At 66.4% G+C, this 23,992-nt stretch carries 25 protein-coding genes; 12 read left to right on the top strand and 13 right to left on the bottom strand.

The genetic code is table 11. The features are described from left to right. The first annotated feature begins 19 nt into the window (after window positions 1-19). From AB0M14_RS08435 to AB0M14_RS08445, 3 genes are all read left to right on the top strand, one after another. Window positions 20-478, top strand: coding sequence for a GNAT family N-acetyltransferase (locus AB0M14_RS08435; RefSeq protein WP_364990492.1), 459 nt, complete (start codon window positions 20-22; stop codon window positions 476-478). A gap of 168 nt (window positions 479-646) precedes the next feature. Then, a complete protein-coding gene (locus AB0M14_RS08440; protein ID WP_364990495.1) occupies window positions 647-1,660 on the top strand; it encodes a YdcF family protein in 1,014 nt (337 codons plus the stop codon). Between the two features lie 144 nt (window positions 1,661-1,804). After that, a complete protein-coding gene (locus AB0M14_RS08445) occupies window positions 1,805-2,638 on the top strand; it encodes a hypothetical protein (RefSeq protein ID WP_364990498.1) in 834 nt (277 codons plus the stop codon). Between the two features lie 11 nt (window positions 2,639-2,649). Here AB0M14_RS08445 and AB0M14_RS08450 read toward each other — a convergent pair whose 3' ends face one another. The 4 genes from AB0M14_RS08450 to AB0M14_RS08465 are packed head-to-tail and all read right to left on the bottom strand — an operon-like array spanning window position 2,650 to window position 7,634. Then, the gene (locus AB0M14_RS08450; protein WP_364991418.1) at window positions 2,650-3,723 is read right to left on the bottom strand and encodes an SCO2521 family protein; all 1,074 of its coding nucleotides are present in this window, start codon (window positions 3,721-3,723) and stop codon (window positions 2,650-2,652) included. Between the two features lie 22 nt (window positions 3,724-3,745). Beyond that, a complete protein-coding gene (locus AB0M14_RS08455) occupies window positions 3,746-4,828 on the bottom strand; it encodes an SCO2522 family protein (RefSeq protein ID WP_364990500.1) in 1,083 nt (360 codons plus the stop codon). 48 nt (window positions 4,829-4,876) lie between these two features. After that, window positions 4,877-5,785 (bottom strand): SCO2523 family variant P-loop protein, encoded by a 909-nt coding sequence (locus AB0M14_RS08460; protein WP_364990503.1) that lies wholly within the window; start codon window positions 5,783-5,785, stop codon window positions 4,877-4,879. A gap of 4 nt (window positions 5,786-5,789) precedes the next feature. Then, window positions 5,790-7,634 (bottom strand): SCO2524 family protein, encoded by a 1,845-nt coding sequence (locus AB0M14_RS08465; protein WP_364990506.1) that lies wholly within the window; start codon window positions 7,632-7,634, stop codon window positions 5,790-5,792. 224 nt (window positions 7,635-7,858) lie between these two features. Here AB0M14_RS08465 and AB0M14_RS08470 point away from each other — a divergent pair, with 224 nt between their 5' ends. Together AB0M14_RS08470 and AB0M14_RS08475 are read left to right on the top strand one after the other, a co-directional pair. Continuing rightward, window positions 7,859-8,410 (top strand): N-acetyltransferase, encoded by a 552-nt coding sequence (locus tag AB0M14_RS08470; protein WP_364990509.1) that lies wholly within the window; start codon window positions 7,859-7,861, stop codon window positions 8,408-8,410. A gap of 29 nt (window positions 8,411-8,439) precedes the next feature. Beyond that, window positions 8,440-9,264 (top strand): hypothetical protein, encoded by an 825-nt coding sequence (locus AB0M14_RS08475; RefSeq protein WP_364990511.1) that lies wholly within the window; start codon window positions 8,440-8,442, stop codon window positions 9,262-9,264. Between the two features lie 5 nt (window positions 9,265-9,269). Here AB0M14_RS08475 and AB0M14_RS08480 read toward each other — a convergent pair whose 3' ends face one another. The 4 genes from AB0M14_RS08480 to AB0M14_RS08495 are packed head-to-tail and all read right to left on the bottom strand — an operon-like array spanning window position 9,270 to window position 14,081. After that, a complete protein-coding gene (locus AB0M14_RS08480) occupies window positions 9,270-10,289 on the bottom strand; it encodes an SCO2521 family protein (RefSeq protein ID WP_364990514.1) in 1,020 nt (339 codons plus the stop codon). A 2-nt stretch (window positions 10,290-10,291) separates the two neighbouring features. After that, on the bottom strand, window positions 10,292-11,287 hold the full coding sequence (locus AB0M14_RS08485) for an SCO2522 family protein (RefSeq protein ID WP_364990517.1): 996 nt from the start codon (window positions 11,285-11,287) through the stop codon (window positions 10,292-10,294). Continuing rightward, window positions 11,287-12,240 carry an SCO2523 family variant P-loop protein gene (locus AB0M14_RS08490; protein ID WP_364990520.1) on the bottom strand — a complete coding sequence of 318 codons (954 nt, stop codon included), beginning with the start codon at window positions 12,238-12,240 and terminating at the stop codon, window positions 11,287-11,289. Before AB0M14_RS08490 ends, AB0M14_RS08485 begins: the two co-directional genes overlap by 1 nt. Beyond that, complete coding sequence (locus AB0M14_RS08495; protein WP_364990522.1) at window positions 12,237-14,081, bottom strand: SCO2524 family protein; 1,845 nt, start codon at window positions 14,079-14,081, stop codon at window positions 12,237-12,239. The genes AB0M14_RS08490 and AB0M14_RS08495 overlap by 4 nt, the downstream gene beginning before the upstream one ends. Before the next feature lie 109 nt (window positions 14,082-14,190). Here AB0M14_RS08495 and AB0M14_RS08500 point away from each other — a divergent pair, with 109 nt between their 5' ends. Further along, window positions 14,191-14,538, top strand: coding sequence for a hypothetical protein (locus tag AB0M14_RS08500; RefSeq protein WP_364990525.1), 348 nt, complete (start codon window positions 14,191-14,193; stop codon window positions 14,536-14,538). 3 nt (window positions 14,539-14,541) lie between these two features. Here the strand turns inward: AB0M14_RS08500 and AB0M14_RS08505 are convergent, their stop codons facing one another. Further along, complete coding sequence (locus tag AB0M14_RS08505; RefSeq protein ID WP_364990528.1) at window positions 14,542-15,591, bottom strand: alpha/beta fold hydrolase; 1,050 nt, start codon at window positions 15,589-15,591, stop codon at window positions 14,542-14,544. Between the two features lie 124 nt (window positions 15,592-15,715). On the opposite strand from AB0M14_RS08505, the gene AB0M14_RS08510 reads away from it, so the two are divergent. The 5 genes from AB0M14_RS08510 to AB0M14_RS08530 all read left to right on the top strand — a co-directional run bounded on the left by AB0M14_RS08510 (window position 15,716) and on the right by AB0M14_RS08530 (window position 19,460). Then, window positions 15,716-16,174 (top strand): flavodoxin family protein, encoded by a 459-nt coding sequence (locus tag AB0M14_RS08510; protein WP_364990531.1) that lies wholly within the window; start codon window positions 15,716-15,718, stop codon window positions 16,172-16,174. A gap of 141 nt (window positions 16,175-16,315) precedes the next feature. Beyond that, on the top strand, window positions 16,316-17,020 hold the full coding sequence (locus tag AB0M14_RS08515; RefSeq protein ID WP_364990532.1) for a hypothetical protein: 705 nt from the start codon (window positions 16,316-16,318) through the stop codon (window positions 17,018-17,020). Window positions 17,021-17,132: 112 nt separating this feature from the next. After that, on the top strand, window positions 17,133-17,657 hold the full coding sequence (locus tag AB0M14_RS08520) for a hypothetical protein (protein ID WP_364990535.1): 525 nt from the start codon (window positions 17,133-17,135) through the stop codon (window positions 17,655-17,657). Continuing rightward, the gene (locus AB0M14_RS08525) at window positions 17,654-17,965 is read left to right on the top strand and encodes a transcriptional regulator (RefSeq protein WP_364990538.1); all 312 of its coding nucleotides are present in this window, start codon (window positions 17,654-17,656) and stop codon (window positions 17,963-17,965) included. Before AB0M14_RS08520 ends, AB0M14_RS08525 begins: the two co-directional genes overlap by 4 nt. Before the next feature lie 88 nt (window positions 17,966-18,053). Beyond that, entirely contained in the window at window positions 18,054-19,460 is a 1,407-nt protein-coding gene (locus tag AB0M14_RS08530) for a serine/threonine-protein kinase (RefSeq protein ID WP_364990541.1), read from the top strand. 3 nt (window positions 19,461-19,463) lie between these two features. Here AB0M14_RS08530 and AB0M14_RS08535 read toward each other — a convergent pair whose 3' ends face one another. Continuing rightward, window positions 19,464-19,934, bottom strand: a complete 471-nt coding sequence (locus AB0M14_RS08535; RefSeq protein WP_364990546.1) for a DUF4189 domain-containing protein — start codon at window positions 19,932-19,934, stop codon at window positions 19,464-19,466. Window positions 19,935-19,938: 4 nt separating this feature from the next. Further along, window positions 19,939-20,379 carry a DUF4189 domain-containing protein gene (locus tag AB0M14_RS08540; RefSeq protein WP_364990549.1) on the bottom strand — a complete coding sequence of 147 codons (441 nt, stop codon included), beginning with the start codon at window positions 20,377-20,379 and terminating at the stop codon, window positions 19,939-19,941. 88 nt (window positions 20,380-20,467) lie between these two features. Between AB0M14_RS08540 and AB0M14_RS08545 the strand changes: the two genes are divergently transcribed. After that, entirely contained in the window at window positions 20,468-21,130 is a 663-nt protein-coding gene (locus AB0M14_RS08545) for an NAD(P)-binding oxidoreductase (RefSeq protein ID WP_364990553.1), read from the top strand. Here AB0M14_RS08545 and AB0M14_RS08550 read toward each other — a convergent pair. Continuing rightward, window positions 21,114-22,142, bottom strand: coding sequence for an LLM class flavin-dependent oxidoreductase (locus tag AB0M14_RS08550; RefSeq protein WP_364990557.1), 1,029 nt, complete (start codon window positions 22,140-22,142; stop codon window positions 21,114-21,116). The genes AB0M14_RS08545 and AB0M14_RS08550 overlap by 17 nt on opposite strands. A 35-nt stretch (window positions 22,143-22,177) precedes the next feature. Further along, window positions 22,178-23,797, bottom strand: a complete 1,620-nt coding sequence (locus AB0M14_RS08555) for an ATP-binding cassette domain-containing protein (protein WP_364990560.1) — start codon at window positions 23,795-23,797, stop codon at window positions 22,178-22,180. Between the last annotated feature and the right edge of the window lie 195 nt (window positions 23,798-23,992).

The raw sequence follows: 23,992 nt of genomic DNA on the forward strand, positions 1-23,992 counted from the left end.
CGACCTTCCCGACATCCAAATGATCGAAGCGGCCGTTTTCGGTGACAACCGCTACCCGTACTTCGTCTTACGACAATTGCTGGACGTAGACAGTTCGCACTGCGTGGTCGCGATCGAGCCTGGAGCGGATGACGACAGTGCAGTGATTGGCTACGCATTGACAATGCGAGGAAACAGGCACGCGTGGCTGGCCAGCATAGCCGTCTCGCCGGATCGACGCGGCCGGGGCCACGGCCGGAACCTGCTACAGCGCACCGTGGATTCGTGCCTGGAAGCTTCGGACGCCGACGAAGTCCTGCTCGCCGTCGACCCAGGGAATCTGCCTGCCTACAACCTGTTCACGAGCTTCGGGTTCGTGCTGCTCGAACATCACGACCAGTACTTCGGTGGATCCAGCAGACGTAGCGCGGGCACCGGAGCCGACGAACCCCGCGACGTGCTGTCCTACTCGCTACACAGGCCTGCCACGCAATTCTGAACCTTGTTTCGCACCAACGCTTGACTCGACTACCCCCACCAAGCACGTTGACCCGAAAGCTCTCGAATATCGCCAGTGACATACGGTCGCGCAATCGGACCGGGCGTCGATCACGATCCCAACTCCCCTGCTTCGCGTGCCCATCCGACCGCGGTCTAGGGTGTCCGGGTGATTTGGCTCACGATCGGGCTGGTGCTGTTGGGTGTGTTCGCGCTGCGGTTCCATCTCGACCGGCGGCGGATCAGCAATGGGATCTACCTGTTGTCCGGACTGACGATCACCGGCGTGGGGATCATCGGGTCCGGGGACGAGGTGGACGCGGGCCTGCTGCTGACGCGTGTGCTGGTCGTGGGATCACCGCTGGTGATACTGATTTTGGCCGGGTTGCTACTCGCCAACTCGGTCCAGATGGCTCGCCGTGAGGGTGCGCGGCTGGCGAACCTCCTGTCGATCGGGCCCGGTGTCGTCATGCTGGTGCCCTTTTTGCTGCTCGGGGTCGCGATCGCCACCGGCAGCATCTGGTCGGTAGTGCTGGCGATGCTCTTCGTAGTGATCGGCTACTTCGGATTCGTCTTCGCCGGCTTCGTCCTGTACTCGCTGCTCTACGGTCGCCTGCCCTACCAGCCGGGCATGGACGCGATCGTCGTACACGGCTCCGGGCTGGTCGGCGCGCGGGTATCCCCTTTGCTCGCAGCTCGTTTGGACCGGGCGATCCAGATCTACAACGAGGAAGCCGCCCAAGGCCGGCGACCGGTGATCATCGCCAGTGGTGGCAAAGGCTCGGATGAAGCAGTGTCGGAAGCGTCAGCGATGGCGGACTACCTCATCGCCCGCGGCGTCCCCACCGAGAGCGTCGGAGTGGAGGAACAATCGACCACGACCCGGGAGAACCTGCTATTCATCCAACGACTCTTGGGCGAGCGCGGCCGAAACCTGAGAATGGTACTGGTAACCAGCAACTTTCACATCCTCCGCACCGCGATCCTGGCGCGCCGCCTGAGACTCGACGCGGAAGTGACCGGCGCGCACACCGCTCTCTACTACCTGCCGAGCGCGGTGCTGCGGGAGTTCATCGCGATTCTGGTCGCCTACCGGTGGACGAATGTCGTTGCCTGCGTGGTTGTCGCGGCGTTGCCGCTGGCCCTGGCTCTGGTCACCGGTGGCACGCCCCGACTCGGGTGACCTGCAGCGCGATTCTGAAGCCCGTTTCGCGCCAGCGCTTTAGGCTGGATGCATCCGGATCGGGCTGCAACTATGGCCGCACCAGGGGGCGCGACGGTGATCGGTTTCGATGAACACGCGGAGTCATCACCAGATGTAGATTCGATGACCGAGCTGATCAAGCGATACTCCGAGAAGTCGTACGCACCCGAGGTAGCGCAGTACCTCTCGAAGGGCGGCGTGGGTACGGTGCACCACCATGAGAAGTCGTTGCTGGATAGCTTGAACACCCATGTGGAGACCCTGATCGTCGAGTACGAAAGGGCACGCATTCCGCCCGTTGGCGACCGTATGGTTTTCCGGCGGCTGTATCAATCCGCAGACGAAGAACTCGCCGGCCCAACCGAACCGGACCTTCCGATCGTCGAAGGATTGAAGCCGCAGCTGAGCGCTCTGTTCGCAGCTGAGGTCGAACTTCGTGGCCCACGTCGATTGAGCCGTACGCAAAGCGCCCGGCTGGCCGGCGTCTACGAGTCGCTCGGCCATGGGCTGCGCGCGAGGGGGTTGGCCGCCCATGCTGCTCTGGCATTCCTGCGCGGCACCGAACTGCACCGGCTCAACGAAGACTTCGCAGGACAAGACCGGTGTGGATTAGCCTTGGCCAGGGCCCGGCGGCACACCGTATTCCCGAAGTGGCATCGAACGCCGGGCTATCTATCCGATTGGTTGTGCGGCTATGGGTTCCGGCCGTTCCGACTGCTCGGGTGGATGGTCGTGCTGCTGGTGGCGTTTTCCCTGGCGCTGCAGTCGGTGACGGCGCTGCCGGTCAGCACCGCGGTGCACATGACCCTGGTCAACCTGCTCAACCCGGTGGGTTCCGACGACCTCGAGGGCGTCAATACCACTGGCCGTGTCCTGCTGATTGTCGAGTCCTACACCGGAATCGTCCTGGTCTCCGTGTTCTTCGCCTTGCTGGTGCGCCGCTGGTTCCGGCTCTGATAACCCGCCGGCTACGCCGGTCCGATCATGTTGCCCCGGAGGCTCTCGAACAATGCCAGGGACATCCGGTCACGCAGTTGGTCGGATATCGCCTGCCACTCCCGGGTAAACCCAGGGTTCTCTTGCAGCCCATCCCACAGGTCACGCAGATCTACCGGAGCGTGCGCACCCGGCATCCACAGATGCGCCAGCTGGGTGAGCACTGGCGCCAGCACCCGCATGCGGTGCCCGCTGTCCGCGGCCTCGAGGCCGGTGTCGGCCAGCGCAGCGGACCCGAGAGTCAACAGCCAATCGTGCACACCGAGGTCCTCACAGAACCGCGGTACTCCCGCAAGCTCAGCCTCATCGCGGACCGAAATCACCACGGTATGAACCCGATCCGCACCAAGCTGGAACATCAGACGCGGCCGATCCTGATGCCCGATGCGGGCCGCCCAGCGCAGTCGAGTGGAACGCGTCCGCAGTGGAACGCGTTGATCGAGCGATTCGCTCATCCTGATCCGACCGAGCAATCGATCGCAGATCGCTTTCATATCGAGAGCGCCGGGCAGTGATTCCTTCGCCAGAAACCCGTCGACCAGATCATCCGGTGTCGTCGTGGTCGTCTTGGAAACCACCTCGAGCACCCCGTGCCGGTCCATGTAGTGGACCCAGGGGCGCCGTTTGTCGCTCTCGGCTCGGACCACGCGGGTTTGCGCGGAGCTCTGCAGCACCCGCCCGCCGTAGACGATCGCACGAAGCGCCACCGTACCGATGGCTCGCATCCCCGCTTGTCGCACGGTTGCCAGCTGGCAGTCCACTCCTTCGGTGACATCCGCAGAAGTCGCACGTGGGATCGGCCGTTCCCGCCAAGCGACTCCGGCATCGGACATCAGCCCGAGCAAGTCGGTGAGCGAATCACGATGCATTGCCGCGGAGTTCGGCAGAATGCAGGTGACAACCTCGCCGAACTCGATGAGCGATCCCTCGGGGGGCGGGGTGCGTGGCTGCCGGCCTGCACTGCGGGCGAGCAACCGAACTTGTCTGGCACGACGCTGCTCTCGCGCCGTCGGGCTCGACCGGTCGACAGAGATCGGGCGGACCATCGGAACCCACGGCCGTGGCACCTCAGAATCCGCTCACTATGAAGTGGGTCATCCGATCGGTCACCACACGCGGGATGTCCACCCCCTCGCTCCGGCCACGCTCGACGATCCGATCGACAACGGCGTCGTCGAGCCTGACATGCTCGACGATCAACCGCACCGCATCCTCGATACGCAAGTGCCGCTGCGGCAGCACCGAGAACGAGTGATAAGCCGCGAATGGTTTGGCTTTCGGGTTGAGCTGGACCACAGCGGGCATATCCCACCAGTCCTCCCACTCGGCCGGCCAATTCTGAACCATGGGCGTGGCTCCGCCCGAGTGGATCGGCCGCACCAAGTCTGGCTGCCAACAGAACGGCGCGACGACCGGCTCGCCTTGATAGCGCAGCATTCCCAGCCGAAGCAGCTGCCAGATCGCGGCCAGATAGGGACACGACCACTTGATCTCGTCGCCGGTCGGCGTGGTTCCGCTCTTCGGTGGCCGTTTACTCCACATCTCCACATCGAGGAAGATGGAATGTTCACGACGACCGAGTTCCTCCGGTGGCCGATAATCCAGACTGTGCATTGCCTGCCCCGACAGGTGATCGGATTCGCGTCTTCCATTACACAACCATCCGGACTCCACAGCCGGCGGACGGCGACCATTCATACCGGGCAGTGGTTCGTGCACGATCCGCTTGCGCACCATCTCAGCCAGTTGGATTCGTACCGGGCGCGATTCGGTAGCAGGCACTTCCCAGCAGCCGGCCTCACGTGCGAGATAGGCAATAGTGAGCCCGAATTCGTCCGCCGCGGCGAGCAACTCGGGAATGATCACACTCGGGCGGGTTCGCTCTTGGAGTCCTCGACCCCTGAGCCGGAAGTAGTCATCAGCCAGGAAGCAGGTACTAACGCGGGCAGCTGGACCGTATTCGGCCTTGGCGATCGCGATTTGTGCTTCGACGATTCTCGAAACCTGGCGGAATTGGGCTCGAATCCGATCGGCGCCACCGGCCAGATCAGCCATGAAGAAGTGCCCCACCTCGATCGATACGTGCGACAGTGGCACTTCGGCGATACGCGGGCGCTCAGTCGGCTCGACGTAGCCAGCAATGTTTTCCACGCGGTTCGCAACCCCTTTCCATGGAACATGTTCCGCGAATCCTCCGGGTCAGATCCTCGCCCAGGCCCTGCGATCAATCAGCTGATTGGCGAGCCGAGCGAAAGCTTCGACGATGGAGTCGCTGGCAACCTCGTTCCGAACATCGATATCGAGGACCACCTGCTCTCGCCACTGCAACATCGGCTCCACCGGCGTTTCACCCAGAACCTCCGCGCCGATCTTCGTGGAAGACAGTCGTTTCAACTGGCGCTCCTGCTCGAGCAGCCACACGGTCTGCGCGCCGCTGCCGCCGTTGCTGGAGGTCGGATCCGGAACCGACGTGCGCACATATCGGATGTTGTCGAGCAATCTGTCTTCGTCGTGCCCGACCTCCATGCCACTCGTCAGCCACCCGTACTGGCCGTGGACCAGCCCGTGAGCGGCGAGGATGTGCTGCCGGGTCCAGCGATAGAAGACCAGCCAACGCACCGTGCAGGCAAGTAACTGTGGCTGCGCGGTAGCCCGCAACACCAACTCCATCGCCATCGATCGTCCGGCGCTCAGATCGACTATGCAGACGTCGAATTTGTGCTCGACCTCCAAAAGCAACTGGACACACCGATTCACCACATCAGCATCAGCTACTTTCAGCTCCGCGCCGCCCCGGTCTCCAGGAAACAACACGAAGTCTCCGACCTGCGCGCGACTCTTCCGCATCTCTGGACGATCGGTCGCGGCCCGGACATCGAGCCGCGCTGCGCTCGTGGCCTCACCCAGCAGATAGGAATGCAATCCCTGATTGTTGGCGATACCCCGCTCTACTTCGCCGATTTCGAGTATGGCGCCGGCCGTCGGTGACCCGAAATCGAAGTCGAGGTACGCGACGCGCAGTCCTTTCAGCGAAAGCCGATATGCGATATTGCAGCTGGTCACCGTGCGGCCGGTGCCTCCCTTGTCGGAGGTCGCGAACACGATCATGTGCTCAGACACTCCTCGCGGCGTCGCGGCGGGCGGTGGCGAATTTTTCCAGCTCCCGTAGCGCCTCCAGGGCGTGAACGACCGTGGCTGCGGCATCGTCGCGAATCTGTTTCCGGGCCTGGTCGATACGCTCCTCCACGTGTTCGAGTGGGTACGCCATAGTGTCGGCGCTCTCGTTGAGCATCTCCTGGTTGTATCGGTGCTCTGCGGTGTTCAGCAGTGTCAGTGCCAGCGATTGCAGCTCAGGCCAGTTCGGAAGCGAGCTGCGGTATGTCCGTTCAGCGGCAACCAGGCACTCGACGATCCGTGCCGTCATGTACCACGAGGGTCTGGTTTCACGCTCCGCTTCGGCCGGACCGAAAACTCCGGCGAGATCATCCCAAAGCCCCTTGGCCGCACCGGAACAGATGCTGCGCGCAACCACATGATCCATGGTGAACTTGGCCAGTTCCATCAGCTTGTCGCGAGTGGCGACGTTGTTCGACAAACCTGCCACCTGGAGTACGCGCTTCAGCAGTACCGCCGAGAAATCGGATGCCACCCACTCCAATTCTGGGCCGTGGTCGATCGCCTCGGAGCCTTTCAGCGGCAGGCGGACACCAGGAGTATGCAGGGCAACGGCGGGATCACCACGTAGTGGCCTACGGATAATCCGGCCACGGGCGGCCAACTCATCGAAGATGGTCACAGCTCTGGTCAAGTCGTCGTCGGAAGCTGTGCGCGCGACCAGATCCTGAACGAGGACAGCCGAGACGAGGAGACTGAAGTAATCGGACTGCTCGCCGTCGGCGGTGCGCCACGGAATGTCTTCCAATGGCCAGGAACCCGATCCGAAACGTGCGATCGTCGACCAGTAGCGTTGAGCCAGCTCCCAGCGGGTTCGAAGTGCCTGAGCAAGCAGGTGTTGTTTTTCGTCGAGCAGCGCAAGCTCGCCGGCGCGTGGGGAAAGCAGGTCGTTGATACCGTCGAGCGCAGTCATCGTGAAGTACAGAGAAGGCCGCGGATTCGCGATCCCGGGCTCCTGGGCGATTGCGTCTTCGATGAATGCGACAGGCGCCGCACCACGGATGATTCCCCAGCTCCAACCGCATTCGAAGAGCATGTGTTCATCGTCCAAAGCGTCCCTGGTGGCATCGTCGAGCCCGATGTCCACGCCGCTACGCAGACGGGCACGTACCCGGTCCATGGTGCGCGTGAAGTCTGCGACCACCATCCTCTCCGGCCGCCCGGTCTGGTTCAGCATGCCGATCATCGCCTGTCCCTCAGGGGATTTCGGCGCGACCGCCGTGACGGTGAAGCTACGAATCAATCCGGCCATCGCTGCGGTAAGCCGAGCGCTGAGCCCTGCGGCGAGGGTCTCGATCCGTCGTTTGGTGCTCGTCGATTTCGCTGCGGCGTCGTAGGCCCGGAGGAATCGCAGTCCGGCTGAGCACAGTGTCAGTGACATCGAATAGGCGTCGACGACCTCGATGGTGCGCTGCACCTTGGTCGGTTCTCGTTCTGGATCAGCGGATTCGAGGTACGAGCCAGCCGAGAAGTCGGGCTGCCCGTCGTCGCGAGTGTTATTGCGGAGGTAATTCTCCAGCAACGACACGATTGCGCTCGGAATCGGTTCGTCGTAACCGAGTGGCTCCAGCGCCACCCTGACGTCGCCCTCTATCCGGCCGGGATTGTCCAGCGCGAAGTTGTCGATCTCGGTTGCTGGATAGAGCAGGCACAACAGCTGTTCGGTGTCGCTGATCGAGTTGCGGTCGACGATCCCGTCCCAACTCCACTGACGACCATCCCAGCACGTGGCCATCATGGCGCGCCAGATGTCCAGAATCTGTTGTCTTGGCTGGATTCTCACGCTGCGGTTCCTCCGTACCTTGTCGGAGGTCGCACGGAACACCGGCCGAAACGACCCCGACAGCGCTGATGTGCCGAAGGTACCACGCAAGAGGACGGCGTCCGACACGCGCGGCGTTACCTGGCGGATGCCGCTGAGAAAAAGCTGAGTACACTGCGACCGGTTTAGGTGTCACGCCGTAGGCTGGACCTCAGAAGACTTGTGTACCGGACGCAAGGGAGCAGATGACCACCACCGCGGGGGACGTTCAATCGGCGGGGATGTCAGGGGTCTATCGGGAGCCGACACCGAAGGATCTGCCTGACATCGCGATGATCGATGGACAGGCTTTCCGTGATAGCCGATACCCGTTCTTCGTGCTCAAGCAGCTGCTGGAGGCACACAGCGAACGCAGCGTCGTCGCTGTCGAAACCGATGAGAACGGTGAGGAGAAGGTGGTCGGGTACGCCTTGACCATCGGCGAGGGCAAGCGGGCGTGGCTGATCAGCTTGGCTGTCTCGCCGGATCGGCGTGGCCGCGGGCACGGGGAAAGGTTGCTGCGCCGCAGTGTCGAACTGTGCCAGGAGAAGCCGGACGTCGACGAGGTACGACTGACCGTCGATCCGAAGAACGAGCACGCCTATCACCTGTTCAAGAACTTCGGGTTCCAGTTCCACGAACACGACGAACGATATTTCGGCGACAACGAACCTCGCGACGTGCTGATCTTCACGCTGCGCGACCGGGCTGCGGAGCTGCCCGTGGACGGCCACGAAAACGGTTACGCTGGACCCTGAATACCAGTGCGCCACAGGGGAGTAACTGCATGCCGGGGGCTGATGCGCAATCATGGCGGCTGAATTCGTTCATCGATGACATCGGGGATCGCGCGCTCCGGTACACCGAGAAACTCGACGATCCGGAGCACGGGGAAACCGACGCGTTACGGGAGCTGGCAGCCCATGTCGAGGTGCTGATCGATCGGCCGATCCTGCTCGCTTTGGGCAGGCGCGGCAACCAGTTGATGTTCGGCACTCTGTATGACAAGGCCGCGAAGGTAAAGCCGGGTGAGGAAGCGTGGCGGGCGCCGCTGCTGGCCGGGTTGATGGCCGCCGAGGTCGAATTCCGCGGGCCCCTGCGTTTGAGCCAAACCCAGAACACGCTGCTCGCCGCGAAGTATCAGACTTTGGCCGGCGAGCTGACCCGTTACGGGCTGCTCGCACACGCGGTGCTGGCCTGGCGCCGGACTGTCGCGCTGCACCATCTCACCGAGGACGTCCAAGCCGAGGATCGCTGTGGGCTGGCCTTGGCCCGAGCGCGGCGGCAAGCTACCCCGCGCGGCTGGCGTAGAGCGCTGAGTGCGACGTCGGATCTGTTGTGCGGCTACGGTTACCGGCCGTTCTGGCTGCTGGGCTGGGTGGCCGTGCAGATCCTGGTATGCACGGTGCTCGCCCTGGTCTGGGCGGGCAGCAAATCGTGGACGGAGGTGGTGTATCTCGGGACGACCACTTTCCTGGGTCCGCTCGGTCCGGCCAACACTGAGGGCATGGCGGCACCGGCGCGAATCCTGTTCGCGGCCGAAACCTGGCTCGGCGCGGTCTCGATGTCGGTGTTCTTCGCGTTGCTGGTGCGGCGGTGGTTCCGGCAGTAGCGGCCTCAGTACTCGCCGGTCAAGTGGTCGCCTCGGGTGGCGTAGTAGGTAGCCACCTCGATCCGGTTGTGTACCTGCTCGACCCGGGTCGTCCACTGTTTGGAGAAGTTGGCCTTGGATTGCAGATCCCGCCACGGAGACCGCATGAGATCGGCGACGTGTGCGCCTGGCATCCACAGGTGCGTCAGGTGTTCGAGCACGGGGGCGAGCAGATCGACCTGTCGCCCGTCGACGAACCCCTCCGCCGCGCGAACTTTGGCGTCGATCACCGTCAGCAACCAGTCGTGTACCGCGACATCCTGGCAGAACCGCACCGCGTCGGGGATTTCCTCGGCCCTCCGCACGATGACGTGCGCAGTCCGGTTCAGATCGTCGTCGAGGCGGAACGAGACCGCCGGCCCCGAGGTCCCGCCGATCTGCGCCGACCAGCGCAACCGCGTGATGGGCGCGAGCAGGGGCGGATTCTGGTCCAGTAGCGGCGATCTGCGTATGTCTTCGAGCTGGCGGGCACAGATCGAACCGAGGTCGAGGGTCGTGGGGCTCGGCACCGAGAGGTAGCCGGCGATCAGTTCCTCGTCGGCGATCGCTCGATCGGGGAGCGCGCCGATCACCTCGGTCACTCCGACTCGGCTGATGTAATGCGACCAGGGCCGCCGCTGCTTCTGCTGCGCCCGCACCACGACGGTGTGCGCGGACATCTGCGCCACCCGGCCGCCCACCAGAATGACCGACGAGGCGACCGTACCCACCACCCGAGCCTCAGCCGTCGAACCCCAACCCAGATGGCAGTCGACGCCGACCGCCTTGCGCGGCGAAAAGGCCAGGGCGCACGGGCGTTCCCGGCGGCGCACCGTGGCGCCGGGCACCAGTGCCAGCAGTTCCTCGGTGGCCTGGCCGTCCAGCGTCACCGAATGCGGCAGCAAGCAGGTGCGGATCTCGCCGAGCACCATCAGCGGCAACGGCCCGGCCCGCCGCGCCGGGGCATCCGGTGTCTGCACACGTCGTTCGACATCTCTGCTGGTCACGATCAGGTCCCGTCGAGCAGCAGATGCCCCACGCGTTCCACGACTTTGGCCGCCACGATGACCTGCTCCGCGTAACCGTGCTCGGCCACGTGGGCGGCGACGTCGTCATCGAGTGCGAGATGGTCGAGGATGACGCGCACCGCGTGCTCGATCGGCAGATAACGCTTGGGCAGCATGGACAGCGTCCGATACGCCGTGAACGGCTCCGCGGAGGGATTCAACCGAATCACCGGGGGCAGGTCCTTCCAACGTTCCGGCCACTCCTGATCGGCCGATCGCGGCTGCGGCTCCACCACCGGCGCGCCGTGATACCGGAGCATGCCCAGCCGCAGCAACTGCCAGACCGCCGCGAGAAACGGGCACGACCAGCGCCGGGCCGGGCCCCGGTCGTGCCACAGTTCCACATCCAGGAAGATCGAGTGCTCGCGCCGGCCGTATTCCTGCGGCGGCCGGTACGGCTCCGGATGCATTGCCGCCCGGGACTTTCCGGTGCGTTCCCGGCGCCCGTTGCACAACCAGCCGGATTCGGTGGTCGGCGGCCGCCGCCCGTTGGCGGTCTCCTCGTCCTCCGGCTGGGCGACCAGGCGGCTGGCCACCATCTCGGCGACCGGGATCGGGTCCCCCACGGGGACGCCACCCGCGAAGACCGGCGCCTCATGGCAACTGGATTCCCGGGCTAGATAGTCGATGGTCAACCCGGCATCGGCGGCGGCCTCCAGCAGTCGGCCGATCACCTTGTCCGGTTCGAAACCGGACTGGAAGTAGTCGTCGAGGAGGTAGCAAGTGCTGACCCGAGCCTCGGGACCGAACTCGACGCGAGCACGCTCGGTGAAAGCCCGGACCAGCGGGACCACACCGCGGAACTCGGCCCGGACCCGCTCGGTATCGTCGCGCACCTCCTCGAGCGAGAAGTGGCCGATCTCGATCGACAGGTGCGCCATGGGTAACGACGCGATGGGAGCTTCTTCCGACGCTTCTCGATAAGTTGGCAAGCGCATTACTCGATGTCCCAGGTTGCCTTGTTGGTCAGCCGCCGCGCGAGATTCGTATACGCCTCGACCGTGGCCTCGTTGGCGAGCTGGGCATCGACATCGACATCGAGGATCAGCTGCTCGCGCCACTGCAGCATCGGCTCGATCGGAGTCTGGCCGAGCACTCTGGCGGCGCCGACACGATGTTTCGTCGCCAGCTGGCGCAACATGATGGCCTGCTCGTCCAGCCAGACGTCCAGGGGAGCACGATCATCGTGGTCCGCGCTGTCCTCGTCCTTGTGTTCGGATTCGGGCACGGCAGTGCGCACACAGCGCGTCGACGCGAGGAGCCGGGGACCGTCGTGACCCCAGAATTCCCCGGTTTTGATCAGCCCGTGGTCCCCGTGCACCAGGCCGCCCGCGGCCAGCACATGCTGGTGGGTCCAGCGATGGAAGACCAGCCATCGATGCCGGATCTGGCGCAACATGTCGGTAACGGTGGCGCGCAGCGCGATCTCCAGGGCGACCGATCGCCCGGCACTGAGATCGACCATCACCACGCTGAATTCACCTAGCAGCGAGGACAGCAGCATCGCCGCCCGTTCGACCATCGCGTCATCGCAGCCGAACTCCGCGCCGCCCTCATCGCCGGGAAACAGCACCAGCTTTCCGGCGCCGGGCGGGTTGCGCCGCAGGTCCAGCCGGTCGGTGGCGCGGTCGACGTTCAACCGGGCAGGCTCACCGACGACATCGGACAGATACGAGTGCATGCCGAGGCCCTCGGTGGTGCCGCGCTCCACCCGGCCGATCTCGAACAGCGCGCCGGCGGTCGGCGAACCGAAATCGAAATCGACATAGGCGACGTCGTGCCCGCGCAGGCACAACCGGTAGGCGATGTTGCAGCTGGTGACCGACCGGCCGGTGCCGCCCTTGTCGGAGGTGGAGAAGACCAGCATCGAGTCACTGCCCGGAATTCTCATCGGGTGGCGTCCTCCCGGGCGTAGGCGAGCGCATCCAGGCGCAACAACGCGTCACCGGCGAGGCTTTCGGCGGTGAGCGGCCGTTTGGTCATGATGGCCCGGGCTCGGTCGAGGGACTGCTCGATCGCCGCCAACTGCCGGCGCCGCGGTGACGAGCCGGCGTCGCTGATTTTGAGCATCTCCTGGTTCAGCAGATGCTCGGCCTCGCTGATCCGATAGACAGCCCGCTCCACCATCGGCGGTGTGGCCAGCGGCGGTCGGCTGAACGTCGTGTGCGCCACGACCAGGCATTCCATCATGCGTTCGGTCAGAAACCACGATGGCGCGGGATCGCCCGGGGCGAGGCTGTCCCACAGACCGACCGCGGTGCCCTCACTGATGACCCGGCTGAGCATGTGGTCCATGGCCGCTGCGGCAAGGTCATAGAGCTGCTCTCGGAGCGTGATATCAAGAGCCAGTCGGGCGGCCTGCAGGCTGCGCTTGAGCATCAATGTGGTGAAGTCGCCGACGTAGTAACCGATCAGCGGACCGGAGTTGACGGCGTCGGAGCCCTTGAGGGTCAACGTGATTCCGGGATGGTGCATGGCGGCGGCCGGGTCGTCGGGGACCTCCCGGTTGAGGATTCGCGCACGCTGGGCCAGCTGGGTGAGTACCGCGACGGTGCGGGCGAGGTCGGTGGTGGACTCCCGATCCAGCAGGTCTTGGATCAAGAACGCCGTGACGGCCAGGCTGTAGTAGTCGGATTGTTTGCCGTCGGAGGTCCGCCAAGGCAGGTCCTCCAGTGGCCAGCGCCCGGTTCCGAAGCGGGAGATGGTGGACCAGTAGCGCTGGGTCAGTTCCGCGCGGCGTTTGAGCGCCTCGGCGAGCTGTAGCTGATGGGGCTCGAGCAGGTCCGGCTCCTGGGTGCGCTGGGAGTACAGATCCTTGATGCCGTCGAGGGCGACGAGGGTGAAGTACAGGTACGGCTCGGTGACGGCGTAGCCGGGCTGGGTGGCGATCCGGCCTTTGACCTCGGTGACCTCACCGGCTCTGGTGTCGATGCTCCAGCTCCAGCCACACTCGAAGGCGAGATTGTTGTCGCGCAGGTCGATGTCGGTCGCGTGGCCGCTTCGGACGTCGTTGGAGGCCTGGACGCGGATCTGCTCGAGCGCGGCGGAGAAGTCGACGATGACGTCTTTGACGGCCGCCCCGGTCTGGTTGACCAGCGCCAGGATCTCTTCGCCCTCCGGGGAAGCGAACGGCGGCGTGTGAATCACGAAGCTACGGATCAAGCCGGTCATCGCCGCGGTCAGCCGGGCGCGCACCGGGCCGCCCTGGACCGGCATCAGCAGTTCGATTCGCTCGAGTAGTCGCCGGGCCTCCCGGCGCACTTCGTGGTGCAGGTAACGCTGCAATCCGCGCAGGAAGCGCAGCGCGGCGATACAGAGACTCAGCGACATCGAGTAGGCGTCCACCACGTCGAGATCCCGCTGCTCGGTAGACGCCTCGCCGTGCCCGACATCGCGAAAATAGCTGCCGCCACCGAACATCGGCTCACCATCGGGATCGGTGTATCGGTCGAAGAACTCTTCGATCATGCCCACCAGGGCGCCACCGATCCGGATGTCGTCGCCGAGCACGGACATGACCGCGGCGACATCGTCGGAGGTCGCCACACTGTCCGGATCCAGCGCGAAGCTCGCCAGCTCGGTCGCCGGATACAACAGGCACATCAGCTGTTCGGCGTCGCTGATGGCGTTGCGCCCGTCGCGTCCGCCCCAGACCCAAGTATCGTCGCGATAGGACGTGTGCAGGTGTGCCCGCCAAAGATCCAAAAGTTGTTGCCGCGGTCGAATTCTCATCGATGCCCCTCCGTACAACTGCATCCCCAGTGTGAGCGTTCGACCAAGACCTTGTCATCGGTTGCGCCAGAATATGTTTCGATCCGACAAAGTGAGGAGCAGAATCCGAATGCCTTTCACGATCCGCCGAACACTCGTCACGGCCGCGGTGCTGGCGGCGGGGATCACCGGGCTCGCCCCGGCCGCTGCCGCCCAGCCCTCGATCTACCACCCGGTACTCACGCCCTGCGGACACCAGTTCCGCACACCCTTCGAAGCGCCCCGCCCGAACACCGCGGTGTTCTGGAGCCCCTTCGGCACCTCGAATATCGCCTGTTATGACGACGGAACCGGGATCCGCCGGTTCTACCAGCGCGACCCGGGCGGCAGCTGGCATGACATGAACGAGCTTGCCCCCGGGCAGTTCTTCTTCGTCATCTTCAGTTCGACCGTGCCGAATCAGGCGACCTGGGGGTAGTGGCTAGCGCGCCAGGAACTCGTCGATGATCGGCCAGGTGGTGGTGCGGGCCTGTGGGCCGGCGATCAGGGCCAGGTGGTTCAGGCCGGGGACGCTGGCGAATTCGACTTCGGCTGCGCCGGTGAGGATTTCGACGCCGGGGGCGATGGTGGCGGCGGGGGCGAGGGTGTCGCCGTTGCTGCCGAGGAGCAGGACGCGGCAGCTGAGTTTGGTGAGGTCGATGCTGCGGTCGGAGGTCAGGTGGACTTGGCCGCGGGCGAGTTGGTTGGCGACGATGAGCTGGCGGTAGGTCTGGCGGTAGAGGCGGCCGGGGTAGCCGGGCATGGCGTCGATGAAGCGGTCGATGGCTTCCATGCGGGCCAGGGCTTCGGTGTCGCGGACGTTGCGGGCGATGAACAGGGGTCGGGTCAGTTCCCGGGACAGGGACATGCCGCGGAAGCCGGCCTGCACGAAGAAGCCGGGGATGCCGCCGAAAAGGTGTGTCGCATAGGTGATTTCGCGGCCACCGGTCATCTTGGCGAACATCCGGACGGGCTTGAGCAGGATGTTCTTGCCGAAGTCCATCGGTGAGCCGAGGGTGGTGACGGAGCCGAGGGGCAGGTCGGCGTGATCGGCGGCGGTGAGCAGGCTGATGATGCCGCCGAGGGACCAGCCGATGACGTCGACGTCCGCGCCGTCGTGCAGTGCGCTGAGGTGGGCGATGGCGGTGGGGACGATGTCGTCGATCCACTCCTCGAGCCCGAGGTCACGGTCCTCGGCGGTGATGCGGCCGTAGTCGATGACATAGGGCTGGCGGCCGGTGTCGAGGAGGAATTGCACGAGGCTCTGGCCAGGTCGCAGGTCGTAGCAGGAGGCGTCGACGGCCAGCGGGGGCACCAGCAGCACCGGGTTGCCGGTGGCGGGGGTGGCGCGGTCGAAGCGGCGCAACTGCCGGTGCGGGAGGTCGTAGAGTACGGTCGACGTTGTGCGCGTGGGCATTTCGATGCCGCTACCGAAGGTCAGCGCCCAGCTGTTGCGCAGCGCGGGCGGCAGACTTGTGGTGAGCCACGTCATCGGAGGTCGATTCCTCTCGGCGATGGACGGCCGGACCGCCCCCAATATACGTTACAAACCGTAACACATAGCTTCACGGCGCTCGAGTTAGGCTAGCCTTGCCTGAGTAGCGAAAGGAGCCTATGTGCGCGTCAGCATTCTGTTCGGATCGGAAATGGGCACCTCCGAGGTGGTCGCGGACTGTGTCGCCGACGAACTGTCGGCACACGACGTGTCGGTCCACGATATGACCGACCTGCGCCCCGGCGACCTCGACGTGGCCGATTTCCACATCGTGATCTGCTCGACCTACGGCGACGGCGACCTGCCGACCGGAGCCGAGTTCTTCTTCGATCTGCTGGACGCCGAGCGACCCGATCTCACGGGACTACGCTTCGCCGTCTTCGGCCTCGGCGACAGCGTCTACGGCGACACGTTCAATCGCGGCGGCGAGACCGCGGCCGCGAAGCTGGTCGAACGCGGTGCCCTCCAGGTCGGCGAGCACGCCCGCCACGATGCCTCGACCGAGATCCGAGCCAAGGACATGGCCCGCGAATGGGCTCGGGCCCTGCCGCTTTCCACCTGTGCTCTAATAGGCCGGTGATGACCTTCGCGCAGCTCTGGTGGCCGCTCTTCAGCGGCTGACATCTGGGTGTCGTGGCCGCCCCAGCAGCGGCCAAGGTCTTTCGTCTTTCGACGTCTCGTTCCCGCCGGGTTGAGGTAGCCCTGGAATAAGGAACGAGCAATGACCCACACTGACGAGCAGAGCTTCGGTCGCATCCTGATCAGCTCCCGTTCACTCGACGAGTATCGAGCGATGTTCAACCTCAGCGAGGCCGACCTCGAGCGCCGGATCCTCGACTGCCCCAGCGGGGCAGCGGGATTCGCCGCGGAGGTCAGCCATCGCGGCGGTGATGTCACGGGCTGCGATGTCGCGTTCTTCGAAGACGGCGTAGGCGGGGTCGCCGCCCAGGCCGTAGCCGAAGCGGAGCGCGGCAATCAGTACGTCCGGGACCATCGGGACCAGTACCGCTGGACTTTCTTCGCCGATCCCGACGAACACAACCGACAGCGTCGGCAGGCGGCCGAGCGATTCGCCGCACACGCCCGCCGGGCTCCGGAAAGCTACGTGGCCGGCCGCCTGCCCGCACTCCCCTTCGCCGACAACGACTTCGAACTCACCTTGAGCTCGCACCTGCTGTTCAGTTATGCCGTCGACCTGGACTATGACTTCCACCTGCGCGCGATCCTCGAGTTGATGCGGGTCACAGCCGGTGAACTGCGCGTCTTCCCACTCGTGGCGATCGGCGAGAGCACGCGCTATCCGGATCTCGACGCACTGCTCGCGCAACTGCGGGCCCACGACATCGACGGCCGGATCGCCGATGTCTCCTACGAGTTCCAGGCCGGCGGCGACCAGATGCTGGTGTGCCGCCATACAACCAAGTAAAGGCGGGTTGAAATCGCTTGAAGGGCTCGACTTTGCGGCGAAGAGTTGGAACATGAACTCTGCATCGCAAAGTAATTCGGGTGCCGAGAATGCACGAGCGCTTCTCGGCGATATGACGACGTTGACTCGGCGGGGCTGGAAGCTGGCCACGCCCATGTGGTTTCCGCTGCTGTGTGTGGCGGTGAGCGTGCTGGCCTCGGTTCCGGCGACACTGCTGCTGGAGTCCCGGGACGGGGCCGGGTGGTACTGGGTTGTGGTCTCACCGCTCACGGCGGTGGTGTGCGGCTGGTATTTCGTTCGGCGGCCCGCGCAATTGCCGGACGTGCGTGGCGTTTCCGTGCTGCTGACCGGGATCGCGATGGTGGTCGCCGCCCAGGTCGCCGGGTGGGTGTATCGCGGGGAGTGGGCGCTGGTCGCGCCGTGGCTGGCGGTCGGGCTGGGGCTGGCGGTGTTCGCCGTGGCACTGCGGTCGGCGGCGACGGCGGCGGTCGCGCTGGCGACGGTCGGGGTGGCGGTGGTCGTCGGGGTCACCGAGCCCGCGCACGGGTATGCCTGGATCGCGCTGGTCGTCGGGCTCACGGCGGCGGTGGCGGCGGGCGCGGAGCTGGTGCGCGCCGAGTCCGGGCCGGCGTCATGACCGAGCCGCATCCCATCCTCGGACTGGATGACACTGTGCACCAGCGCATCCGGCTCGGCATCCTGGCGCTGCTGCGCTCCGGCGTCGCCATGGAGTTCGGGGTGTTGCGTGAGCAGTTGCGGCTCACCGACGGCAATCTGAACCGCCACCTCAAAGTCCTCGACGACGCCGCCCTCGTCACCGCCCGGCGCAGCAGCGGCCGGGGGCGGCCGAAGACCTGGCTGACGATCACCGATGCCGGCCGCACCGCCTTCGACGCCGAACTGACCGCGCTGCGCGCGCTCATCGCCACCGCCGAGCAGCCCTGAGCCGGTAGCTGCCGGTTGGGCTAGATTGTCTCAGGGTCGCAGCACATTTCGGGTGCGCGGCCGGAGACTGGCGCCGGGGAGGATGGTCGTGAGTTTGCTGCCGGGGGCGCATTTCGCCGGGTTCACCATCGAGCGGGTGCTCGGGACAGGCGGAATGGGCACGGTGTATCTGGCCGAGCATCCGCGGTTGCAGCGCCGGGTGGCGTTGAAGGTGCTGGCCAACGCGTTCACCGCGGACCAGAAGACGCGCGCCGCCTTCGACCGGGAGGCGACCGTCGCCGCGGGGCTCGATCACCCGAATATCGTGGCGGTCTACGACCGCAGCGCCCCCGAGGATTCCGCGCTGTGGCTGGCGATGCGCTATATCGACGGCGGTGACGCCGCCGTCCTGCTGACCGAACACCAGGCCGGCTTGGCGCCCGCGCGTGCCGTGCGGTTGCTGGCCGATGCCGCGCACGCCCTCGACTACGCGCACGAGCAGGGCGTGCTGCACCGGGATGTGAAGCCGGCGAATCTGCTCATCGAGAACAGTCCCCGGCACGGTGAGCGGGCGGTGCTCACCGATTTCGGGATCGCGCGCACCCTCGACGACACGGTCACGCTCTCCGGCATCGCCGCGACCTTCGCCTATGCCGCGCCGGAGCGTTTCACCAACGAGCCCGCAGGCCGGCAGGCCGACGTCTACTCCCTGGGCTGCACGCTGTTTCAGCTGCTGACCGGTCAGCAGCCGTTTCCGCGCAAGGATCAGGCGGCCGTGATCGGCGCGCACCTGAGCGCGCCGCCGCCCTCCCCGCGCGATCGACGACCAGAGCTACCGGCCGCGCTGGACGCGGTAATCGCCACCGCGATGGCCAAGTCGCCGCAGGATCGGTATCCCACCTGCACCGAACTCGCCGAGGCCGCGGCCCAGGCGCTGCGCGTCGGCCCGGTGCAGCTGGAAAAGGCTCGGCCGGTAGCGATTTCGAGCCCGCCCCACCAGGATCAGGCGCTGGTGCCGACCATCGTCCGCGGCGCGGGCACGCCGGCCGACCGGACGCCACCGCTACCGGTCGCCGCACCAGCCGACCGGACGCCACCGCTACCGATCAGCCGCAACACCGCACCGCCCGACCGGACGCCACCGCTGCCGATCGGCCACCGCACCGCACCAGCCGATGCCGGTGGCCGGATCCGCAAGCGGCGGCTCGCGGTGCTGTCCGGGCTACTGCTGGCCGGTATCAGCGTGGCGGTCGGCGCGGCGTTCACGCTGCGCGAAGATTCTCCCGCCAGCACCACCAACTCGACCACCGTTGCACCACAGTCAATTACGTCGACACCGACCAGCGCCCCGACGACCGCCGCTCCCCCGCCCGTCGACACGATCGAGACACACGAATCGGTCGCCAGCGCGCCGCCGCCCACCCCGCAATACGTGCCGCCGGTCCAGCGACCGGCGAATCCACCGGCCGATCCCCCGGTGGTGCCCCAGACCCGGGCACACCAATATCCGGGGTGACGCTCAGCGACCGGCGTTGGAAGTGCAGATCGTGTCCAGGATGAAGGGCTCCCGCACGATCTGAAAGGTCAACGACTGCATGCGGGGCGCACTCGCCAGCCGCATCGCCGCCGCTTCCGCTTCCCGCGCTGTGGGGCCGGTGCCGTAGTGATAGAGGGGCCGGGTCGACCACCCGGGAATCTCGGGCAGCACGGTCCACGGGAACGCTTTCGCATCCAATTGCGCGACCGAACCGCACTCGTTCTGAATCCGCACCATGACGAAGCAGCCCGGCGACTGACCGCACGCCGCCACGGCGGCGGCGTCCGCGCTGCTCTGGTCCGGGAAGTCGAAGGAGGTGCCGATCCGGCCGACGCCCATGGCGATCGCGCCGTAGAGATACCGCTCCGCCTGCGCGGAACCGGTCGCCGCGCCCACGAGCGCCGCCGCAACCGGAATCACCAAGGCCAATGCGGACTTTCGCATCAGAGACATGTCCTCACCCCGCATTCCGGGTGCAGATGGTGTCCAGCACGAATGCGGGCCGAGCGACCCACCAGACCCCCGGAATCGAGATCGGCTCGTTGCCCGCCATGAACATCGCGTTCCGGTGCGCGTCGGCGGCCGTGGGGCCGGTGCCGGCCCAGTACTGCGGACTGGTGCCCGCAGGCCAGGCGATATCGCGTTCGGACACCGCGCCGCACTGGTTGTAGAACCGCGCCATCACCGTGCACAGCTGCGGGTCCCCGCAGGCCTTGATGGCCGCCGCGTCCGCTTCCTTCTGTGTCCGGTAGTCGGCGGCCGCGCCGACGCCCTTGGTCCGCACCGCGATCGCACCGTAGAGATCAGGCGCCGCCGCGGCGCTCCCGGCTCCCGTGACCAGCAGTGCGGCGGCCGCCGGAATTACCATGGCCAGCGCGGATTTTCGCAACAGCGACATCAATTCACCCCGAGATCGACAGCAAGTACCGGGCGATCATGGCGGCAATCCCGCCGACTGTCCAGCCAGTTCCCTAGAGTGAGCAGTCATGAAGGTCTTCCAGATCGGCGCCGCCGGAGGTATCGGCCGCAGGCTCACCGCCTTGCTCACCGAACACGGCGACGAAGTCACCGGGATGTACCGCAACCCGAACCAGGCCGAGGTGGTCCGCGCGGCCGGCGCCACTCCCCTGCCCGCCGACCTCATCGCGGACTCCGTCGAAGAACTGGCCGCCGAGATCGCCGGCCACGACGCCGTGGTGTTCTCGGCCGGGGCGCACGGCACCGGAATGGACCAGACGACGCTGATCGACGGCGCCGGGCTGGAGAAAGCCGCCGAGGCGGCCGCCCGCGCCGGAGTGTCCCGTTTCGCGCTGGTCTCGGTGTTCCCGGAGGCCGGCCGCGATCGCGAAACCTCCGCCGGGTTCGAGCATTACATGCGAGTCAAGAAGACCGCCGACGTCTACCTCACGCGCACCGGCCTGGACTGGCTCATCGTCCGGCCCGGCACTTTGCTCGACGATCCTGGCACCGGCCGGGTTACCGCCGGACCCGCCATCGAGTACGGCAGTGTGCCGCGCGACGACGTGGCGGCTTTCCTCGCCGCCGCACTGCACCGGCCGGAGCTCGGCCGCGTCATCGTCGAACTCACCGGCGGTGACACCCCGGTCGCCGACGCGATCACACAACTGGTCGCTACGACCGGCCGGTGACGCTGCCGTCCAGAGCCAAATCCCCGAGCCCGACCGCGACGGCCAGCCTGCGGTGCGATTCCAGCCGCGCCGTGCGGTCGAAAGTGCTGGTGTGTACCAGGAATTCGTCCGCTCCGGTCCGCGCGATCAACCCTTCCAGCTCGGGCAGGACCTGGTCTTCGTTGCCGTGGATATGACCGCGCATGCTGTCCTCGAAGATTCCGCGCTGCCGCTCGGTCATGACTTCCCGCTCGATCTGCTCCGGAGCGCGCAAGGGCGGGAATTCGCCCCGGGTCCGCGAATACGCGGCCGACCAGGCTTCCGGCATGAGCAGCCGGTGGGCTTGCGCACGGGTATCGGCGATGACTACCGAGGCCGAGACCATGACATAGGGCGCTTCGCCCAGCGGGCCGGGGCGGAAGCCGGCGCGGTACTGCTCGATCGCCGTCACCATGGCTGCTTCGCCGGTCACCGCGGCGATCACCAGCGGCAGTCCGAAATGGGCCGCGCGCTGCGCGCCGGAACCGGTGGCCAGCAGGAAGGCGGGCACCCGCAGCCCTTCGGCGGGCCAGGCGTGCACGCCCTGCCGGCCACCGGCGAAATACCCGAGCAGTTCGGACAACTGGCCGTCGAAGTCCTCGGCGTCGTCTTTGCCGTGCCCGAGTGCCCGCCGCACGCCGTCGGTGAATCCCACCGACCTGCCCAGTCCCATATCGATGCGGCCCGGATACAGCGACTCCAGCACACCGAACTGCTCGGCCACCACCAGCGGTTGATGATTGGGCAGCATCACGCCGCCGGTCCCGACCCGGATGCGCGTGGTGGCCGCCGCCACCGCACCGGCCAGCACGGTGGGGGCGGACCCGGCCACGCCCGGCACGCTGTGATGCTCGGAGACCCAGAACCGGTGGTAACCCCACCGCTCGGCGAGTTGCCCGAACTCCACGGTCTCCCGCAACGCCTCCGGATGTGGCTGGCCTTGCCGTGTCCGCGACCGGTCCAGGATGGAGAAGCGGGTGCCCGAGAGTGTCATGCCCAAGTCAACGCTTGCGGGCGGCGTTGATTCCGTCAGCTCAGCATCAGGTGCGGCCAGGCGGCGACATCGCGGCGCAGTTGCCGGTCGTGGGTGGCGATCACCACAGCGGCCGCGGTGGCGTGCAGCGCCTCGGTGAGCTCGTCGACGAGGGCTATCGACAGATGGTTCGTCGGCTCGTCGAGGAGCAGCACGTGCGGGCGGGCCGCCAAGGCGATGGCCAGGTCGAGCCGGCGCTGCTGACCCATGGACAGGTCCCGCAGGGGTTTGTCGACGGCCCCCGGCGGGAGTAGGCCGAGCGCGGCCAGCGAGACCGCCCCGTCGCTGAATCCTTCCCGGACAAGCTGATTCAGGTGGTCGTCGAACACCTCGCGGGCGCGGCGGTTACCGGCTCGCGGCGATTCCTGACCGAGCAACCGCACCCGCGCGGTGCGCGCCGCCTGAACCGTGCCGCCGGTGGGTTCGAGGCGACCGGCGAGAGCCGCCAGCAGCGTCGACTTGCCCGCACCGTTCACACCGGTGACGACCAGCCGCGCACCCGATTCCAGGGTCACGTCGACCGGCTCGTCCAACCGTCCCGCCACCCGCACCGCTTCGGCCCGCAGCAGGATCTTGCCGGGCTGGGCAGGGAGTTCCGGCATCTGGAAACGTTGCGGCGGCGGCGGCATCGTGAGGGCGTGCCGGTCCAGTTCGTCGCGGCGGCGGTGCACCGACCGCACCAGGGCCGGCGCGCGGGTGGCGCGCTCGTGCTTGCCGTGCCCCTTGTCCGGCCGCCAGCCGCTCGTCAGTCGATTCTGTGCGGCGGACAGGTCGCGGGTCAGGCGCGCGTGCTCGCCTTGCTGCTCTTCGTATTCCGCCGCCCAGCGTTCCCGTTCGGCGCGGCGGCCGTCCTGATAGCCGGCGAATCCGCCGCCGTAGACCCGCGGTTCGCCGTCCCGGCTCGGGTCGAGGTCGAGCATCGTCGTCGCGACCGCCGAGAGCAGTGCCCGGTCGTGGCTGACCAGCACCACGCCACCCGGGTAGCCGCGCAGCCGATCGGTGAGGAACTCGAGTCCGGCCAGGTCGAGATGGTTGGTGGGCTCGTCCAGCAGCAGGAAGTCGTGCTCGGCGCCGAGCAGGCAGGCCAGCCGCACGCGGTAACGCTGGCCGACCGACAGCTCGGTCAGCCGCCGGGACCGGTCGGTGACCGCGCCGAGGTGTTCCAGCGCCAAGTCCACGCGGCGGTCGGCATCCCAGGCGTTCAGCACCTCCGCGGCGTCGAGCGCTTCGGCATAGGCGGCCGCGGCCCCCGGACGTTCCGCCGCCAGCGCGGCGGCGCCGTCGTCGAGTGCGCGCAGCGCGGCCCGGGCGTCCGCGAGTTCGAGATCGATCACGTCGCCGACGGTGCGTTCACCGGTGACGCGCATCTCCTGCTCGGCGACGCCGAGGGAGCCGATGCGCTGGACGGTCCCCGCATCGGGGACCAGAGCACCGGCGAGAATGTGCAGCAGGGTGGATTTGCCGCGCCCGTTCTCTCCGACGATCCCCCAGCGCGATTGCGGCGAGACGGTCAGGTCGACACCGGACAGGACGGCCCGGCCGCCGCGCACGCTGTGGATACCGGATGCGGTGAGCTGGGCCCGGGAGCGGGCGGGCAGGGAAATAGAGACAGTCATTGTTCCTCCGAACGGAGGCGCACTCCTGCCCCGGCGAAGAGGCAGGGGAACGCACATCGAAACTCGTCGAGGGCCGGATCCGGCCATGAGTACGTCGAACTGCCCGGGCCTCGTCAGTGCCGAGGGGCGGGCCGTTCGGAGAGTCCGATCAGTGGAACAAGAGCTGCTGTGGCACGACAGCGACGGTAGCAGGGA

The organism is Nocardia sp. NPDC051832, assembly GCF_040681285.1.
In the GTDB taxonomy this organism is placed as follows: Bacteria; Actinomycetota; Actinomycetes; order Mycobacteriales; family Mycobacteriaceae; genus Nocardia.

Coding starts and splice junctions, on each gene's coding strand:
- AB0M14_RS08475 (WP_364990511.1), top strand. CDS start 8,440: ATGCCGGGGGCTGATGCGCAATCATGGCGGCTGAATTCGTTCATCGAT.
- AB0M14_RS08485 (WP_364990517.1), bottom strand. CDS start 11,287: ATGCGCTTGCCAACTTATCGAGAAGCGTCGGAAGAAGCTCCCATCGCG.
- AB0M14_RS08515 (WP_364990532.1), top strand. CDS start 16,316: ATGACCCACACTGACGAGCAGAGCTTCGGTCGCATCCTGATCAGCTCC.
- AB0M14_RS08505 (WP_364990528.1), bottom strand. CDS start 15,591: ATGACGTGGCTCACCACAAGTCTGCCGCCCGCGCTGCGCAACAGCTGG.
- AB0M14_RS08495 (WP_364990522.1), bottom strand. CDS start 14,081: ATGAGAATTCGACCGCGGCAACAACTTTTGGATCTTTGGCGGGCACAC.
- AB0M14_RS08525 (WP_364990538.1), top strand. CDS start 17,654: ATGACCGAGCCGCATCCCATCCTCGGACTGGATGACACTGTGCACCAG.
- AB0M14_RS08460 (WP_364990503.1), bottom strand. CDS start 5,785: ATGATCGTGTTCGCGACCTCCGACAAGGGAGGCACCGGCCGCACGGTG.
- AB0M14_RS08540 (WP_364990549.1), bottom strand. CDS start 20,379: ATGTCGCTGTTGCGAAAATCCGCGCTGGCCATGGTAATTCCGGCGGCC.
- AB0M14_RS08470 (WP_364990509.1), top strand. CDS start 7,859: ATGACCACCACCGCGGGGGACGTTCAATCGGCGGGGATGTCAGGGGTC.
- AB0M14_RS08490 (WP_364990520.1), bottom strand. CDS start 12,240: ATGAGAATTCCGGGCAGTGACTCGATGCTGGTCTTCTCCACCTCCGAC.
- AB0M14_RS08450 (WP_364991418.1), bottom strand. CDS start 3,723: ATGGTCCGCCCGATCTCTGTCGACCGGTCGAGCCCGACGGCGCGAGAG.
- AB0M14_RS08520 (WP_364990535.1), top strand. CDS start 17,133: ATGACGACGTTGACTCGGCGGGGCTGGAAGCTGGCCACGCCCATGTGG.
- AB0M14_RS08445 (WP_364990498.1), top strand. CDS start 1,805: ATGACCGAGCTGATCAAGCGATACTCCGAGAAGTCGTACGCACCCGAG.
- AB0M14_RS08435 (WP_364990492.1), top strand. CDS start 20: ATGATCGAAGCGGCCGTTTTCGGTGACAACCGCTACCCGTACTTCGTC.
- AB0M14_RS08535 (WP_364990546.1), bottom strand. CDS start 19,934: ATGTCTCTGATGCGAAAGTCCGCATTGGCCTTGGTGATTCCGGTTGCG.
- AB0M14_RS08550 (WP_364990557.1), bottom strand. CDS start 22,142: ATGACACTCTCGGGCACCCGCTTCTCCATCCTGGACCGGTCGCGGACA.
- AB0M14_RS08545 (WP_364990553.1), top strand. CDS start 20,468: ATGAAGGTCTTCCAGATCGGCGCCGCCGGAGGTATCGGCCGCAGGCTC.
- AB0M14_RS08500 (WP_364990525.1), top strand. CDS start 14,191: ATGCCTTTCACGATCCGCCGAACACTCGTCACGGCCGCGGTGCTGGCG.
- AB0M14_RS08555 (WP_364990560.1), bottom strand. CDS start 23,797: ATGACTGTCTCTATTTCCCTGCCCGCCCGCTCCCGGGCCCAGCTCACC.